13 protein-coding genes are annotated in these 14,285 nt (G+C 70.4%); 4 read left to right on the top strand and 9 right to left on the bottom strand.

Annotation, left to right across the window (positions count from 1 at the left end; translation table 11 throughout):
- Positions 1–99: 99 nt before the first annotated feature.
- Together AOZ53_RS25425 and AOZ53_RS25430 are read right to left on the bottom strand one after the other, a co-directional pair.
- Complete coding sequence (locus AOZ53_RS25425) at positions 100–1,110, bottom strand: Bug family tripartite tricarboxylate transporter substrate binding protein (protein WP_054428757.1); 1,011 nt, start codon at positions 1,108–1,110, stop codon at positions 100–102.
- Positions 1,111–1,247: 137 nt separating this feature from the next.
- A complete protein-coding gene (locus tag AOZ53_RS25430) occupies positions 1,248–2,183 on the bottom strand; it encodes a 4-hydroxy-tetrahydrodipicolinate synthase family protein (protein WP_054428758.1) in 936 nt (311 codons plus the stop codon).
- A 235-nt stretch (positions 2,184–2,418) separates the two neighbouring features.
- Between AOZ53_RS25430 and AOZ53_RS25435 the strand changes: the two genes are divergently transcribed.
- Positions 2,419–4,737 (top strand): molybdopterin-dependent oxidoreductase, encoded by a 2,319-nt coding sequence (locus AOZ53_RS25435; RefSeq protein ID WP_054489861.1) that lies wholly within the window; start codon positions 2,419–2,421, stop codon positions 4,735–4,737.
- A gap of 83 nt (positions 4,738–4,820) precedes the next feature.
- Here the strand turns inward: AOZ53_RS25435 and AOZ53_RS25440 are convergent, their stop codons facing one another.
- Genes AOZ53_RS25440 through AOZ53_RS25455 form a run of 4 tightly spaced genes read right to left on the bottom strand, consistent with a single transcriptional unit; the run spans position 4,821 to position 7,717 of the window.
- Positions 4,821–5,672 (bottom strand): alpha/beta fold hydrolase, encoded by an 852-nt coding sequence (locus AOZ53_RS25440; RefSeq protein WP_054489862.1) that lies wholly within the window; start codon positions 5,670–5,672, stop codon positions 4,821–4,823.
- A complete protein-coding gene (locus AOZ53_RS25445; RefSeq protein WP_054489864.1) occupies positions 5,669–6,118 on the bottom strand; it encodes an acetyltransferase in 450 nt (149 codons plus the stop codon). Before AOZ53_RS25445 ends, AOZ53_RS25440 begins: the two co-directional genes overlap by 4 nt.
- A gap of 40 nt (positions 6,119–6,158) precedes the next feature.
- Entirely contained in the window at positions 6,159–7,034 is an 876-nt protein-coding gene (locus AOZ53_RS25450; RefSeq protein WP_054428762.1) for an NAD(P)-dependent oxidoreductase, read from the bottom strand.
- Between the two features lie 23 nt (positions 7,035–7,057).
- On the bottom strand, positions 7,058–7,717 hold the full coding sequence (locus tag AOZ53_RS25455; protein ID WP_054429245.1) for an ArsR/SmtB family transcription factor: 660 nt from the start codon (positions 7,715–7,717) through the stop codon (positions 7,058–7,060).
- Between the two features lie 97 nt (positions 7,718–7,814).
- Between AOZ53_RS25455 and AOZ53_RS25460 the strand changes: the two genes are divergently transcribed.
- Positions 7,815–9,242, top strand: coding sequence for an MFS transporter (locus AOZ53_RS25460; protein ID WP_054489866.1), 1,428 nt, complete (start codon positions 7,815–7,817; stop codon positions 9,240–9,242).
- Between the two features lie 64 nt (positions 9,243–9,306).
- Here the strand turns inward: AOZ53_RS25460 and AOZ53_RS25465 are convergent, their stop codons facing one another.
- Positions 9,307–10,278 (bottom strand): D-2-hydroxyacid dehydrogenase family protein, encoded by a 972-nt coding sequence (locus AOZ53_RS25465; protein WP_054489868.1) that lies wholly within the window; start codon positions 10,276–10,278, stop codon positions 9,307–9,309.
- 89 nt (positions 10,279–10,367) lie between these two features.
- On the opposite strand from AOZ53_RS25465, the gene AOZ53_RS25470 reads away from it, so the two are divergent.
- Positions 10,368–11,267, top strand: a complete 900-nt coding sequence (locus AOZ53_RS25470) for a LysR family transcriptional regulator (RefSeq protein WP_054428765.1) — start codon at positions 10,368–10,370, stop codon at positions 11,265–11,267.
- Positions 11,268–11,378: 111 nt separating this feature from the next.
- Positions 11,379–12,167 (top strand): hypothetical protein, encoded by a 789-nt coding sequence (locus AOZ53_RS25475; RefSeq protein ID WP_054428766.1) that lies wholly within the window; start codon positions 11,379–11,381, stop codon positions 12,165–12,167.
- A gap of 71 nt (positions 12,168–12,238) precedes the next feature.
- Here the strand turns inward: AOZ53_RS25475 and AOZ53_RS25480 are convergent, their stop codons facing one another.
- Complete coding sequence (locus tag AOZ53_RS25480) at positions 12,239–13,003, bottom strand: class II aldolase/adducin family protein (protein WP_054428767.1); 765 nt, start codon at positions 13,001–13,003, stop codon at positions 12,239–12,241.
- 125 nt (positions 13,004–13,128) lie between these two features.
- Positions 13,129–14,285 (bottom strand): aminotransferase-like domain-containing protein (locus AOZ53_RS25485; protein ID WP_054489870.1); only part of this gene is annotated, 1,157 nt, incomplete at its 5' end.

A 14,285-nucleotide genomic window follows, 5' to 3' on the forward strand; every position in this document is an offset into this window, starting at 1 on the left:
GGAACGCGCGCCGGGATTCCGACGCGTCAATGTGGATTATTTTATCCGGGTAAATATTGTCAGTCAATAATACCCGGATAAAACAAACGCCCTGTCGCGCTATTCCGTGATGCGGATGTTGGCCTGGTCGATGATGACCTGGTAGCGCTTCATCTCGGCGTCGATGAACTTGGCGAAGGCCGCCGAATTCTTGACCGACGGTTCGAAGCCCAGGCCATTGAGCTGCTCGACAATCTTGGGATTGGCCATCACCTTGGCCGAGGCCGCTTCCAGCTTGCGCAGCACCGGCTCGGGCAGCTTGGCCGGGCCCCACACGCCATACCAGGAATAGAACTCGAAGTTCTTCTGGCCCTGCTCCTTCATGGTCGCCAGGTCGGGCAGCAGCGGACTGCGCGCGGCGCCGGTCACGGCCAGCGCCTTGAGCTTGCCGGCGCGCACCATCGGCAGCGACGACAGCATCGGGTCGATCAGGCCCTGCACCTGGCCGCCGACCAGGTCGGACAGCGCCGGGCCGCCGCCGCGATAGAGCACGATGGGGATCTGGTCCAGGCCGTTGTCATGCAGGAACGAGGCCGCGGCCAGATGCCCGGCCGAGCCGAAGCCCGAAGTGGCGAAGGAGTACTTCTGCGGCTCGGCCTTGAGCAGCTTGACCAGGTCGCCCACATTGTCGGCCGGCACCTTGGGATAGACGCTGAAGATCAGCGCGCCCTGCGCCAGCTCGCTGATCGGCGTGAAGTCCTTGACCGAGTCGAACTTGATGGTCTTCTTGTACAGCAGCGGATTGATGGCGTGGATCGACGCGTTCAGGTACAGCGTGTAGCCGTCCGGCGCGGCCCGCGCGACGTAGGCAGCGCCGATCATGCCCGACGCGCCGGCGCGATTTTCCACCACGATCGACTGGCCCAGCTCCTTGCCCAGCTGTTCGGCATACAGGCGCGCCACGCCGTCGACCGAGCCGCCCGGCGGGTGCGGCACCACCAGCGTGATCGGACGCTGCGGATAGGCCGCGTCGGCGGCCAGCGCGGCGGCGCCGCAGGTAATGCCCATGGCCGCCAGCGCGGCGGAGAACAGCCGGGTGAACGGCGCGGGACGGGACGGCGAACGGAACATGATGAATCTCTCTTGGCGATGGCGCGTCCATTCCGGACGCGCAGGGGCCGACCACGCCACCGGCCGCGACGCTCGCGGCCGCCATGTCGTGGATCGTCAACATGCATCCGGCGGCTATTGCCGCCGGAACAGGGGAATCAGGCCGCCTTGAGCTGCGCGGAGCTGAAGCCGTACTTGGCGTCCAGCCCCAGCTCGCGCACGATGCGCAGGCCCTTGGCCAGGGCATCGCCCTCCAGGCCGCGCAGCGGCCGGCGCAGATCGCCGACCGGCAGGCCCACCGCCTTCATCAGCGACTTGATGGCGACCGGGTTGATGGCCGAGTACGAGTAATGCAGCATCGGCAGCAGGCCCAGGTAGCCTTCGCGGAAGCTGACCGACACGTCCGGCGTGTCCCACGGACGCGAGATGTCGGCCATCTCTGCGGGCGCGATGTTGCCGGTCATGTTGGCGGTGCCGTGGCCGCCCAGGCTCATGGTGGGCACCACCAGGCCGAGGTTGGGCGAGTCGCAGCACATCACCGACACATCGGGACGGCCACGCAGCACCTGCGCCACCTGGCCGACGCGGGTGGTCGATTCCTTGTGCACCACGTAGTTGGGGTGCTTGAAGATGCGCAGCAGCTGGTCCCAGTGCAGGTCGCTCTTGACCCGCGGCGGGTTGTTGTAGATGCCCAGGGGCAGGTCGGTGGCGTCGGCCACTTCGAGGAAATAGGCTTCGGTGTCGGCCTCGGACGCGCAGATGTAGGCGGGCGCGGCCAGGATCGCGCCGTCGGCGCCGTTGGCGCGCGCGAACTTCAGGTAGTCGATGGTGCTGTCGGTGTTGTTGCCGGTGCAGCCGTAGAACAGCTTCATCTTGCCGGTCTTCATCTTGGCCGTCTCGACGATCACCTGGCGGCGCTCTTCGGGCGACAGCAGCGAGACCTCACCCGTGGATCCCATGATCAGCACCGCGGCGGTGCCGTTGTCTTCCTGGAACTTCAACAGACTGCGGAAGGCGCTGAAATCGACGCTGCCGTCACGATTGAACGGCGTGACGATGGCGACGAAGGACCCCTGGATTTTCATTTTGCTCATGACCTGCTCCACATGCGGAAGGACTGCTCAATCAAAAAAAGCCAGGCTGGCGCGCGGTCGTTGGCGCCTGCACCTGACCATTCCCCTTGCTGCTTTCGCAGTATAGGAAGAGCGGCCCCGAAAATTTTTCTATTTTCCACACTTTCGCAGGGCCTGAAAGACAAAGAATTTCTAAGGCAATGCCGTTAAGTTATGAAGATTTCCACAACAATACGCTTTTCACGGCGCCACCCGCATGTCCGAAGCGATCTCCCGTTATCCGTCCCTGTCTCACTGGGGCGCGTACACCGCGCTGGTGCGTGACGGCCGCGTCATCGGCTGCGAGCCGTTCGCTCACGACCAGGCTCCGTCCCCGCTTATCCACACGATGCCCGACATGGTGCATTCGCCGCTGCGCATCGCCCGCCCCAGCGTGCGCGCCAGCTGGCTCAGGCACCGCGGCGCGCCCGAACTGCGCGGCGTCGACGGTTATGTCGAGGTCGACTGGGACACCGCGCTGGCGCTGGTGCACGATGAGCTGCAACGGGTGCGCGCGCAGCATGGCCCGACCGCCATCTTCGGCGGTTCATATGGCTGGTCGTCCGCCGGACGGCTGCACCACGCGCGCACGCTGACGCACCGTTTCCTGTATGCCGGCGGCGGCTGCGTCGACCAGTCGGGCAACTACAGCTGGGGCGCGGCGCAATTCCTGCTGCCGCACATCATCGGCACCTATGCCCCCGTGACCGGCCGCATCACCGACTGGAACAGCGTGGTCGGGCACACCCGGCTGCTGATCGCGTTCGGCGGCATCCCGCTGCGCAACACCCAGATCGCCTCGGGCGGCGCGGGCGACCACAGCGCCCCCGGCTGGCTGGCGCGGGCGCGCCAGGCCGGCATGCGCGCGGTGGTGGTCAGCCCCACGCGCGCCGACGCGCCGGCGGCGCTGGCCGCCGAATGGATCCCCATCCGTCCCAACACCGATGCCGCGATGATGCTGGGCATGGCGCACACGCTGCTGGCCGAGAACCGCCACGACCGCGACTTCCTGGCGCGCTGCTGCAACGGCTTCGAGCAGTACGCCGACTACCTGCTGGGCCGCGCCGACGGCCAGCCCAAGGACGCGGCCTGGGCCGAGCGCATCTGCGGCGTGCCGGCCGATACCATCCGCGCGCTGGCGCGGGACGCGGCCGGCGCCCGCACGCTGCTGTCGTGCTCGTGGTCGCTGCAGCGCGGCCATCGCGGCGAGCAGCCCTACTGGGGCAGCGTCGCGCTGGCCGCCCTGCTCGGCCAGATCGGCCTGCCCGGCGGCGGCTTCGCCTTCGGCCATGGCTCGATGAACGGCGCCGGCAATCCGCGCCCCGACCTGCCCGCGCCGGAGATGCGCGCCGGCCGCAATCCGGCCGGCGCCTCGATCCCCGTGGCGCGCCTGACCGACATGCTGCTGCGGCCGGGCGAGCCGTACGAATTCAACGGCAGGACCGGCATCTATCCGGACATCCGCCTGGTCTACTGGGCCGGCGGCAATCCGTTCCATCACCACCAGGACCTGAACCGGCTGATGCGGGCCTGGGCGCGGCCCGAGACCATCATCGTGCACGAGCCGTGGTGGACGCCGACCGCGCGCCGCGCCGACATCGTGCTGCCCGCCACCACCACGCTGGAACGCAACGACATCGGCGGCTCATCGCGCGACCGCTACCTGCTGGCGATGCGGCAGGCGGTGGCGCCGGTGGGCCACAGCCGCAACGACTTCGACATCTACCGCGAACTGGCCGCGCGCGGCGGCTTCGAGCAGGCCTACACCGAGGGCCGCGACGAGATGACCTGGATCCGCCACATCTACGAACAGATGCGGCCGGCCTGGGAGGCGGCGCAACTGACGCTGCCCGCCTTCGACGAATTCTGGGAACGCGGCCACGTCGCGCTGCCGCCGCCGGCGCGCGACTTCGTGCTGTTCGAGCAGTTCCGTGAAGACCCCGCCGCGCATCCGCTCAAGACCCGTTCCGGCCGGCTCGAACTGCACAGCGCCGCCATCGCTGAATTCGGCTACGACGACTGTCCGCCGCATCCGGCCTGGCTGCCGCCGGTGGAATGGCTGGGCGCCGAGCGCGCCGCGCGCTGGCCGCTGCACCTGGTCACCTGCCAGCCCGCCGACCGGCTGCACTCGCAGCTGGACCCGGCGCCGGCCACCCGCGCCAACAAGGTCGCCGGCCGCGAGGCGGTGCTGCTGCATCCCGACGACGCCGCCGAGCGCGGCATCGCGCAGGGGGATGTGGTGCGCCTTTTCAATGATCGCGGCGCCTGCCTCGGCGGCGCGCAACTCAGCGCCGACCTGCTGCGCGGCGTGGTGGTGATGCCCACCGGCGCCTGGTTCGATCCGCGGGACGATGCGCTGGAACGCCATGGCAATCCCAACGTGCTGACGGTGGACGTGGGCACGTCGCGGCTGGCGCAGGGCCCGAGCGCGCTATCGGCGCTGGTGCAGGTGGAACGCTGGCAAGGCGACGCGCCGGCGGTGCGCGCCTTCGAACCGCCGGCGCTGCAACCCGAGGCCTCGGGCGCGCCACGCTGACGGCGCAATCGCGCCCCCGTTGCTGCGCGACCTCGCCTGGCGCCCGATTGCCGGACTGTGCGAGGCGCCTGTGAACAGACCCCCTAGGCCGCCCGCAGGAACGCCAGCACCGCGTCGTTCTGCCCGCGGATGAAATGGCGTTCGCGCGGCAACAGCGTCACCTGCGCGCGCGGCGCCAGGCGGCGCAACCGCTCGCGGGTATGTTGCGAATCGAGCATCACGTCACGCCCGCCCACCGCCACGAACAGCGGCTGCGCCAGCTGGCGCAGCGCCTCGTCGCCGAAGACCGGAATGGCGCCGAAGCGCGACCGGAAGCCGCGGTCGATGGCCTGCATCAACGCGAACTGGGCGCGGTCGGCGGGCGCCGGATCGGCCGGCAGCGGCCCGATGATGCGGCGGCGCACCAGCGCGCGGCCCGCGGGCCCCAGCAGCAGCAACGGCAGGACCCACGGCAGGATGTTCTTCTGGCGGCCGATGCCGGACGGACACAACAGCGCCAGCCGCTCGACCCGCGCCGGCCGCCGCACGGCGAAGTCCAGCGCCAGCCATGCGCCCAGCGAAATGCCGAAGCACGCCGCGCGCGCCACGCCCAGGCCGTCGAGCACCGCCTCCAGCCAGGCCGCGTGCGCATCGCTAGCCAGCGGCAGCCGCGCCGGCGCGCTCGGGCCGGCCTCGCCGATCAGGTCGATCGCGTAAATGCGGAAATGCGGCGCCCAGGCCGCGGCCTGCCGCTGCCAGCTGGCCGCCGTGCTCTGCGCGCCATGCAGCAGCACCAGCGGCGGCGCGTCCTCGCGGCCGCACACCAGCACATGGGTGTCGCCGGCCGGCGTCGGCACCGTCACCCGCCGCACATCGGCCGGCCAATGGGCCAGCGCGGCGGCATAGGCCTGGCGCACGGCTTCGGCGTGGCGCTCGGACTTGAAGACCGGGCTCATGCCGACGCGTCGCCGCGATGACGCAGATGGATCAGCGGATAGGCCCGTCCCTGGCCATCACGCTCGGAACGCCCGGTGCGCTCGAAGCCCAACCGTTCATAGAAACCGATCGCCTGCGCGTTCTGCTCGTTGACGTCGGTGCTCAGGCCGGGATGGCGCCGCAGCGCGTCCTCGACCAGCGCGCGTCCGACGCCCGTGCCGCGCGCGGCGGGGTCGACGAACAGCGCTTCCATGTGGCTGCCGTCGAGCAGCATGAACGCCAGCGCGCGGTCGTTCGCATCCACGGCCAGATCGAGCGTGGCGGCGGGCAGGAAGCCCACCACCTCGGCCTCGATGTCATGGCGGTCCTGCGGCGACAGGAAGTCGTGGGTCGCATCCACGGCGCGGCGCCAGATGTCGACGACGCGTTCGCCGTCCGCGGGGGTGGAGGTTCTCAGAGTGATCATGGTGCTACGGAAAAAAAAGAAGAAGGGTTGGCGGCGGCCGTCAGCCGGCGTCGGTGCGCCGCTCGATGGCGCGGATTACCGCCACCATGTCGGACGCGCCCAGGCCCTGGGCCTCGGTCTCGCCGTACAGCGCGTGGCTGGCATCCAGCAGCGGCGAGGCGATGCCGGCGCTGCGCGCGGCCTCGGCCACCAGGCGGCTGTTCTTGAGGACGTCGGTGATCGCCGCCTGCACGGAAAAGTCCTGCGTCACCAGCTTGCCCAGTTTGACGCGCGACACATCGCTGGCCATCGGCCCGGCGTTCAGCACCTCGGCGAACAGCGCCAGGTCGATGCCCTGCCGCTCAGCGAAATGCACCGACTCGGTCAGGCCCGTAACCATGGTGATGAGGAACAGGTTGACCGACAGCTTCATGGCCAGCGCCGACGGCACCGCGCCACAGACGAAACTGTCGCGGCACAGCGGCCGCACCAGTTCGCGCACGGCGGCGACGTCGTCGTCATGGCCGGCCAGCATCACCACCAGTTGCCCGGCTTCGGCCGGCTTGCGCGATCCCGACACCGGCGCCTCGACGTAGCGGCCGCCGGCCGCCTCGATGTCGGCGCCCAGCTGGCGCGAATAGTCGGCCGAGGTGGTGCCCATGTTGACGATCACGTGGTCGCGCACGCGCGTCTCGAAGTCGTCCGTGCCGCGCGCCAGCACCGTGTCGATGGCCGCGTCGTTGGCCAGCATCAGGATGACGGTGCGGCATTGCGCGTAGACCTGGCCGGCCTCGTCGGCCACGCGCGCGCCCGCGGCGCGCAGCGCGTCATAGCCGCCGGGGGACCGGCTCCAGACCACCAGCGGCGTGCCGGCGCGGGCCAGGTTGAGCGCCATCGGCGTGCCCATGACGCCCAGGCCGATGAATCCGATATCCATGTGTGTCTCCTGCTTGGTTGTGATCAGTGGCGCCGCGCCTCGACCCGCAGGCCGGCGGCCTTCCAGGCGGGGAAGCCGTCGCCCAGGCGCTGCGCCTGGAAGCCGCGGGCGCGCAGCAGCGCCACCGCGCGCATCGACAGCACGCAGTAGCGGCCGCCGCAATAGGCCACGATGTTCTGGTCGCGCGGCAGCTGCGCCAGGTGCGGCTCCAGCTCCTCGGTCGGGATGTTGACCGCGCCCGGAATATGGCCGGCGGCGTAGTCCTCGCGCGAGCGCACGTCCAGCAGTAGCGCGCCTTCGTCGAGCTTGGCGACCAGTTGTTCGATCGAGACCGCTTCGAGCTGCTCGGGGCGGTTGACGCTGTCGGCGGCCACGCGCCGCATTTCCTGGCGCTGGTGCGACAGGTAGTCCTGCAACGCCGACAGCACTTCCGACACCGGTCCTGCGCCGCCGCGGTACAGCACGTGCTTGCCGTCGCGGCGCGACTGGATGAAGCCGGCGCGCTTGAGCTGCTGCAGGTGCTGCGAGGCATTGGTGATCGACAGCCCAGACCCCAGGGCCAGCTGCTCGACCGTGCTTTCGCGCTGCAGCACCGCCTGCAACAGGGCCAGGCGATGCGGATGGCCGAGCGTCTTGGCGGCATCGGCCAGGTCATCGAGGGAATCGGCGGCGGCATCGGTCATTGGCGGGGACGGCGGCAGGGTCTTCATTGACGCGACCTTATCATCTTCCTATCATTCCATCATTTGTTGGATTGATAATTTACAAAGAGGAGACCCCATGTCATCGAGCCCCCCGCCGTCCGGCGCCGCCACCGCCCCCGTTTCCTGGGCCGACCTGCTGCGCGGCAGGAACGGGCTGCGCTCCATTGCGCTGGCCGGCGGCGTCGCGCTGCACGCCATCAACATCTACATCGTCACCACCATCCTGCCCACCATCATCCGCGAGATCGGCGGGCTGGCCTATTACGCCTGGAACACCACACTGTTCGTGGCCGCCTCGATCGTCGGCTCGGCGCTGTCGGCCAAGCTCATCGACCGCCTCGGCCCGCGCCTGGCGTACCTGCTGGCGCTGGCGGTGTTCTCGGCCGGCGCGATCGGCTGCGCGCTGGCGCCGTCGATGCCGGCCCTGCTGCTGGGCCGCACCGTGCAGGGTCTGGGCGGCGGCGTGCTGTTCGCGCTGAGCTATGCCTTGATCCGCGTGGTGTTCGACGCGCGGCTGTGGCCGCGGGCGATGGCGCTGGTGTCCGGCATGTGGGGCGTGGCGACCCTGAGCGGCCCTGCCATCGGCGGCGTGTTCGCGCAGAGCGGCCACTGGCGGCCGGCGTTCTGGGTGCTGGTGCCGGTGGCCTTGCTGCTGGCGCTGATCGTGGCCAGCCAGTTCCGCGGCAGGACCGCGGGCGAGGCGGCGTCAGGCCCGGTGCCCTGGCTGACCATCACGCTGCTGGTGCTGTCGGTGCTGGCGATCTCGGCCGCCGGCCTGTCGCAGCGCCTGGCCTGGAACGTCGCCGGCATCGTCGCGGGCATCGCCATCGCCGCCGCCATCGCGCGCATCGACACCCGCGCCCGCGCCAAGCTGCTGCCGACCGGCGCCTATACGCTCGGCACGCAGCTGGGCCTGCTGTACGCCGTCATGAGCCTGCTGGTGGCGGCCCTGACCACCGAGATCTTCGTGCCCTACTTCCTGCAGGTGGCGCACGCGATGACGCCGCTGGCCGCGGGCTACATGACCGCGCTGATGGCGGGCGGCTGGACGCTGGCCTCGATCTACAGCGCCGGCCGCGAGCCGGCCCGGGCCTGGCGCCTGATCCGGGCCAGCCCCATCGTGGTGCTGGCCGCGCTGGCGGCGCTGGCGGCCACCATGCCGGTCATCGCCTGGCAGCCGGCGGCGCTGGGCACGGTGCTGCACGGCATCGCGCTGACGGCGGTGGGCTTCGGCATCGGCCTGGGCTGGCCGCACCTGCTGACGCGGGTGTTCTCGGCCGCCGCGCCGGGCGAGGAAACGCTGGCGTCGTCGTCGATCACCACGGTGCAGTTGTACGCCACCGCCCTGACCGCGGCGCTGGCCGGCGTGGTCGCCAATGCCGGCGGCCTGACCCAGCCGGGCGGCATTGACGGCGCCAGGAGCGCGGCGCTGGCGCTGTTCGGCGTGTTCGCCATCGCGCCGGCCGCGGCCATCGTGCTGACGGGCCGCCTGCGGCGCGCGTGACGCCGGGCGCGGCCGGCCGCCGAGGGCGCGCGGCGGACCGGCCGCGGCGCCCGCGAAACGCCTGTCAGGCCAGGACCGCGGGATTGATCACGTGGATCGGCTTGCCGGCGGCGTAGGCGACGATCTGGTCGAAGACGTCGGAGAACTGGGTCTCGTATTCGTCTTCGGTGACGTAGCCGATGTGCGGCGTGCAGATCGCGTTGGGCAGCTGCAGCAGCGGATGTTGCGGATCGGTCATCGGTTCCGACTCGAACACGTCCACCGCCGCCGCGCCCGGCCGGCCCGCGGCCAGCGCCTGCGCCAGCGCGCCGGGCTCGATCAGGCCGGCGCGGCTGGTGTTCACCAGCAATGCCGACGGCTTCATGCGCGCCAGGTCCGCCGCGGTGACGATGCCGCGCGTGTCCGGCACCAGCCGCATGTGCAGCGACAGCACGTCGCAGGTCTCGAAGAACGCCTGCTTGTCCGGCGCCACGTCCCAGCCGTCGTCGCGGGCCCTCTGGCGCGAGGCCTCGCGCGCCCACACCAGCACCTTCATGCCAAAGGCGGCGCCGTAGCGCGCCACTTCGGCGCCGATGCGGCCATAGCCGTAGATGCCGAGCGTGCGGCCGCGCAGCGTGCGGCCCATGCCGGTCTGCCAGGTGCCCTGCTTGAGCAGTTGCACCGCCTGCGGAATGCGCCGCATGCCGGCCAGCACCAGGCCCCAGGTCAGCTCCGCCGCCGCGTACGACGGCGTGCCGGCGTGCTGGTTCGACGACAGGATGACGCCGTGCGCGGTGCAGGCGTCGACGTCGATGTGCGGATAGACGCTGCGCTGGCTGATCAGCCGCAGCTTGGGCAGGCGCGCGATCAGCGGCGCGCGGATCTGGGTGCGTTCGCGGATCAGCACCAGCGCCTCGGTGTCGCGCAGGCGTTCGGCCAGCGCGTCCACGTCCTGCACGTGGTCGTTCCAGACCGTGACGGCATGGCCGTCGAGTTTGCGGAAACAGGGCAAGCCCCGCAGCGTGTCGAAATAGTCGTCGAGAATGGTGATGTTCATGGTTTGTCTCCTGCCAGGATGCGGGCATTGTGAGCGCCGCCCCGCCGACCGTAAAATGATATTAATTAGTCAATTGATGCGTTTTTCTCATGAAAATCGACGTGCTCGGCGTGCAGGCCTTCGTGGCGATCGCGGATCACAAGAGCTTTCGCCGCGCCGCCGGCGAGCTCAGCATCACCCAGACCGCGTTGAGCCGGCGGCTGCAGAACCTGGAATCGTTCCTGGGCGTGCGGCTGGTGGAACGCACCACCCGCTCGGTCGCGCTGACGCCGCCGGGCGACAGCTTCCTGCCGCAGGCGCGGCGGCTGCTGGCCGACCTGGCCGCGGCGCTCACCGAGATCCGGGAAACCGGCAAGGCCCAGCGCGGCGACGTGACGCTGGCCTGTGTGCCGACCATCGGCGTGCACTACCTGCCGCACATCCTGCAGCGCTACAGCGCCGAGCATCCGCAGAACCGCGTCAAGGTGCTGGACCATTCTTCCGGCGCGGTGGCCCAGGCGGTGCTCACGCGCGAGGCCGAGTTCGGCATCAACATCGCCGAGACCCACGCCCCCACGCTGCAGAGCATCCCGCTGCTGCAGGACGACTTCGTGCTGATCTGCCGCGAGGACCATCCGCTGGCGCGCCGCCGCACGCTGCCCTGGGAAAAGCTGGAGGGTCACCGGCTGATCTTTCCCGGCGCCAGCAGCAACAACCGGCCGCTGCTCGATCACGCGCTGGCCGAACTGGCGCCGCGGCTGACGGCCTTCTATGAAGTGCAGCGCAGCTCGACCGCCGTCGGGCTGGTGGCCGCCGGCGCCGGCATCGCCGTGGTGCCGCGGCTGGCGTGGCAGGCCGGCTCGTATCCGGGGCTGCGGGTGGTGTCGCTGCACACGCCGGTGGTGGGCCGCACCTTTTCGCTCATCAGCCGCAAGGGCGCGCACCTGTCGCCCGCGGCCCAGGCCCTGCACGACCTGATCCTGCGGCACCGCGACCAGGGGCCACGCTGACCCGCGCCAAGGGCGGGAGATTTTTGCACCGCTTCATACAATTGGTGACGCGTGGCGGGAAAAATCGGGCCACAATGCGCCGGCGCTTTTCCCGATCAACGAGGAACCACGATGAATAAAGCCCTTGCGCTGCTGCTCTGCGCCGTCCTGCCCGCCGCCGCCAGCGCGGCGCAGCCCGATGTCGAGACCTTGACGCTCAACCCGCAGAACCAGCTGTACTGCAACGCGCAGACGGACTGGTGCGTGGGGATCAAGGTGGACGGCGGCTTCGAAGACAACGGCCCGTTCGCCACCAGCCGCACCCTGCGCGCCGACTACCGCTTCTGGGACCTGCCCGACATCCCGAACTTCACGCGCTTCACGGTCTGGCCGCACCTCATTCGCCTGAGCGAGGAACGCGCGCTGGTGGGCGTGATCGGCCCCAACGAGCCGGACTACAAGGAAGAGATCCAGTTCCCCGGCGGCAGCTTCTCGCGCCGCGACCTGTACCTGTTCATGGTCGACCTGGGCGACAAGTCCGCGGCCCTGGTGCACCTGCTGCCCTACACTGCCAAGGCAGGCATCCGCGCCTGCGCCAACGAGGCCGACGAGAAACGCCGCGAAGGCAACTGCATGGACTATTACCGCTATGACGCCACGGTGAAGGCCCTGCCCAGCAAGCAGCCGTACCCGGACCTGCAGGTCACCACCCAGGCCACGCGCAGCCCGGCCGACGCCAGCCGCTACGCCGATCCGGGCAAGCGGCCCGCGCCGACGGCCGCGCAACTGCAACCGCAGGCCGACAAGCAGTGCAGCTACACGGTGACCTACAAATGGAAGGAAGACGGCTCGGTCTACCAGCCGGCCACGCCGGTGCCGGACTGCGGCGAGTTCCTGGAACCGCAGCCCGGGAAGAAGTAAGGCGCGGGCCTGGCCACCCTGGCCGCGCCCGCCCCGCCGCACTGGCGGGACGCGCCCGGCCGCTGGGGTCGTCAGTCGGCGTAGCCCGGATTGCGCCGGTCCAGCCGGCGCAGCAGGCCCGGCCAGGCCAGCGAAGCCTTGTGCGCCCGGTCGGCCGGGGATTCCACCGCCGCGCGCGCCAGCACCTCGGGCGGAATGAACGTCAGTTCGCCGCCCGCCTGCGCCCGCACCTGCACCATGCAGGCCGCTTCCAGCCGGTGCATGGCCTGGAACGCCTCGGCCATGCTCTGCCCCACCGTCAACAGGCCGTGATTGCGCAGGATCAGGTAGTTGTTGCTGCCCAGGTCGCGCACCAGCCGCGGCTGCTCTTCGGGATTGAGCGCCAGGCCCTCGTAGTCGTGATAGCTGAGCGAACGCAGCACGATGAACGCGAACTGCGACAGCGGCAGCAGGCCTTCCTTCTGCGCCGACACCGCCACGCCGTTGATGGAGTGCGTGTGCAGCACGCACATGGCGTCCTTGCGGGCCGCGTGGATACAGCTGTGGATGGTGAAGCCGGCCGGATTGATGTCGTATTCCGAGTCCATCACCTTGCGGCCGTGCAGGTCGATCTTGACCAGGCTGGAGGCCGTGATCTCGTCGAACATCATGCCGTAGGGGTTGATGAGGAAATGCTCGGTGCCCGGCACCTTGGCGGTGATGTGCGTGAAGATCAGGTCGTCCCAACCGAACAACGCCACCAGCCGGTAGAGCGCCGCCAGGTCCTTGCGCACCTGCCATTCCGTCTCGCCGACCCGTTCGCGCACGCTGGCGCCCGTCTGACCTGCCGTATCCATGCTGTCTCCCTTTGTGGTGTTCTCCCGCCGCAAGGACGCGGCGAGGTCTGTTGCGCACTGTATTCCGTTTGCGCCCCGCCGGCGGCCTGGCAACGGCAAGCGTCCGCAGCGTGCAACGCGCCCGCTCAGCGCGCGCCCGCCGTCGCGCCGCGCAGGATTGCCGCCAGGCACAGCGCCAGCGCGTCGGCGCGCGCCGACGTGGCCTGGCCGATGCCGAACACCAGCCCCGGCTCCGGCGCGGCCAGGCAGAACTCCGAATAGGTCCGGGCGCCGTAGCCGGCCCGCGCCAGCGCCCGCACCACCTCGCGGTCGTCGATGGCCGGGTTGCGGAACCGCACCGCCAGTTTCAAGCCGCCCGCCCCGTCCGCCACCCGCAGCCAGCGCCCGCAATGCCGCGTCAGCGCGCCCACCAGGTTGTCCATGCGCTCGGCGTAGACGCCGCGCATGCGGCGGATGTGGCCGCGGAAATGGCCGTCGTCCAGGAAGTCGGCCAGGCCGGCCTGGATGTGGATCGAGACCTCGCCCTGCCGCAGCGCCATCTCGGCCAGGCACGGCGCCACCAGCGCCGGCGGCAGGATGGCGTAGGCCACCCGCAGCCCTGGCGCCAGGGTCTTGGAGAACGTGCCGAGGTAGGCCACGCGCTGGCCGCTGTCGATGCCCTGCAGCGCGGCGATCGGCCGCGTCGCGTAGCGGAATTCGCTGTCGTAATCGTCCTCGATGATGAAGGCGTCGTGGCGTTGCGCCGCTTCCAGCAGCGCCAGGCGCCGCGGCAGCGTCATGGTGGCGCCGGTGGGGCACTGGTGCGACGGGGTCACGTAGATCAGGCGCGGCGGCCCGTCGGCGGCGCGCGCCGGGTCGATGCCGGCGTCGTCGCAAGGCACCGGCGCCAGCCGCGCCCCGGCCCGCTGCAGCAGGGCCCGCGCCTTCGGGTAGCCGGGGTCCTCGATCCACGCGACCGGCGCCTCGGGCGTCAGCACCACGCGGGCCAGCAGTTCGATCGCGGCCGCCGTCGACGGCAGGATCACCACCTGCTCGACCTGCGCCACCACGCCGCGCGCGGCGCCGACGTGCGCCAGGATCGCGGCGCGCAGGGCCGGCAGGCCGGCCACCGGCCCGTAGCCCAGGTCATGCACGCGCAGCGACTTGATGCGGCCAGCCACGCAGCGCGACCAGGCCGCCGCGGGAAAGCTCTTGAGGTCGGGAATGCCGGGCTGGAATGGCAGACTGCGCGCGGCCGGCGCGGGCGGTGACGGCGCCGGCGCGTCGGGCGCCCCCGCCAGCG

The organism is Achromobacter sp. 2789STDY5608621 (assembly GCF_001299375.1).
GTDB lineage: Bacteria > Pseudomonadota > Gammaproteobacteria > Burkholderiales > Burkholderiaceae_B > Achromobacter > Achromobacter insuavis.

Coding starts and splice junctions, on each gene's coding strand:
- AOZ53_RS25435 (WP_054489861.1), top strand. CDS start 2,419: ATGTCCGAAGCGATCTCCCGTTATCCGTCCCTGTCTCACTGGGGCGCG.
- AOZ53_RS25470 (WP_054428765.1), top strand. CDS start 10,368: ATGAAAATCGACGTGCTCGGCGTGCAGGCCTTCGTGGCGATCGCGGAT.
- AOZ53_RS25445 (WP_054489864.1), bottom strand. CDS start 6,118: ATGATCACTCTGAGAACCTCCACCCCCGCGGACGGCGAACGCGTCGTC.
- AOZ53_RS25475 (WP_054428766.1), top strand. CDS start 11,379: ATGAATAAAGCCCTTGCGCTGCTGCTCTGCGCCGTCCTGCCCGCCGCC.
- AOZ53_RS25460 (WP_054489866.1), top strand. CDS start 7,815: ATGTCATCGAGCCCCCCGCCGTCCGGCGCCGCCACCGCCCCCGTTTCC.
- AOZ53_RS25465 (WP_054489868.1), bottom strand. CDS start 10,278: ATGAACATCACCATTCTCGACGACTATTTCGACACGCTGCGGGGCTTG.
- AOZ53_RS25455 (WP_054429245.1), bottom strand. CDS start 7,717: ATGACCGATGCCGCCGCCGATTCCCTCGATGACCTGGCCGATGCCGCC.
- AOZ53_RS25425 (WP_054428757.1), bottom strand. CDS start 1,110: ATGTTCCGTTCGCCGTCCCGTCCCGCGCCGTTCACCCGGCTGTTCTCC.
- AOZ53_RS25450 (WP_054428762.1), bottom strand. CDS start 7,034: ATGGATATCGGATTCATCGGCCTGGGCGTCATGGGCACGCCGATGGCG.
- AOZ53_RS25440 (WP_054489862.1), bottom strand. CDS start 5,672: ATGAGCCCGGTCTTCAAGTCCGAGCGCCACGCCGAAGCCGTGCGCCAG.
- AOZ53_RS25430 (WP_054428758.1), bottom strand. CDS start 2,183: ATGAGCAAAATGAAAATCCAGGGGTCCTTCGTCGCCATCGTCACGCCG.
- AOZ53_RS25480 (WP_054428767.1), bottom strand. CDS start 13,003: ATGGATACGGCAGGTCAGACGGGCGCCAGCGTGCGCGAACGGGTCGGC.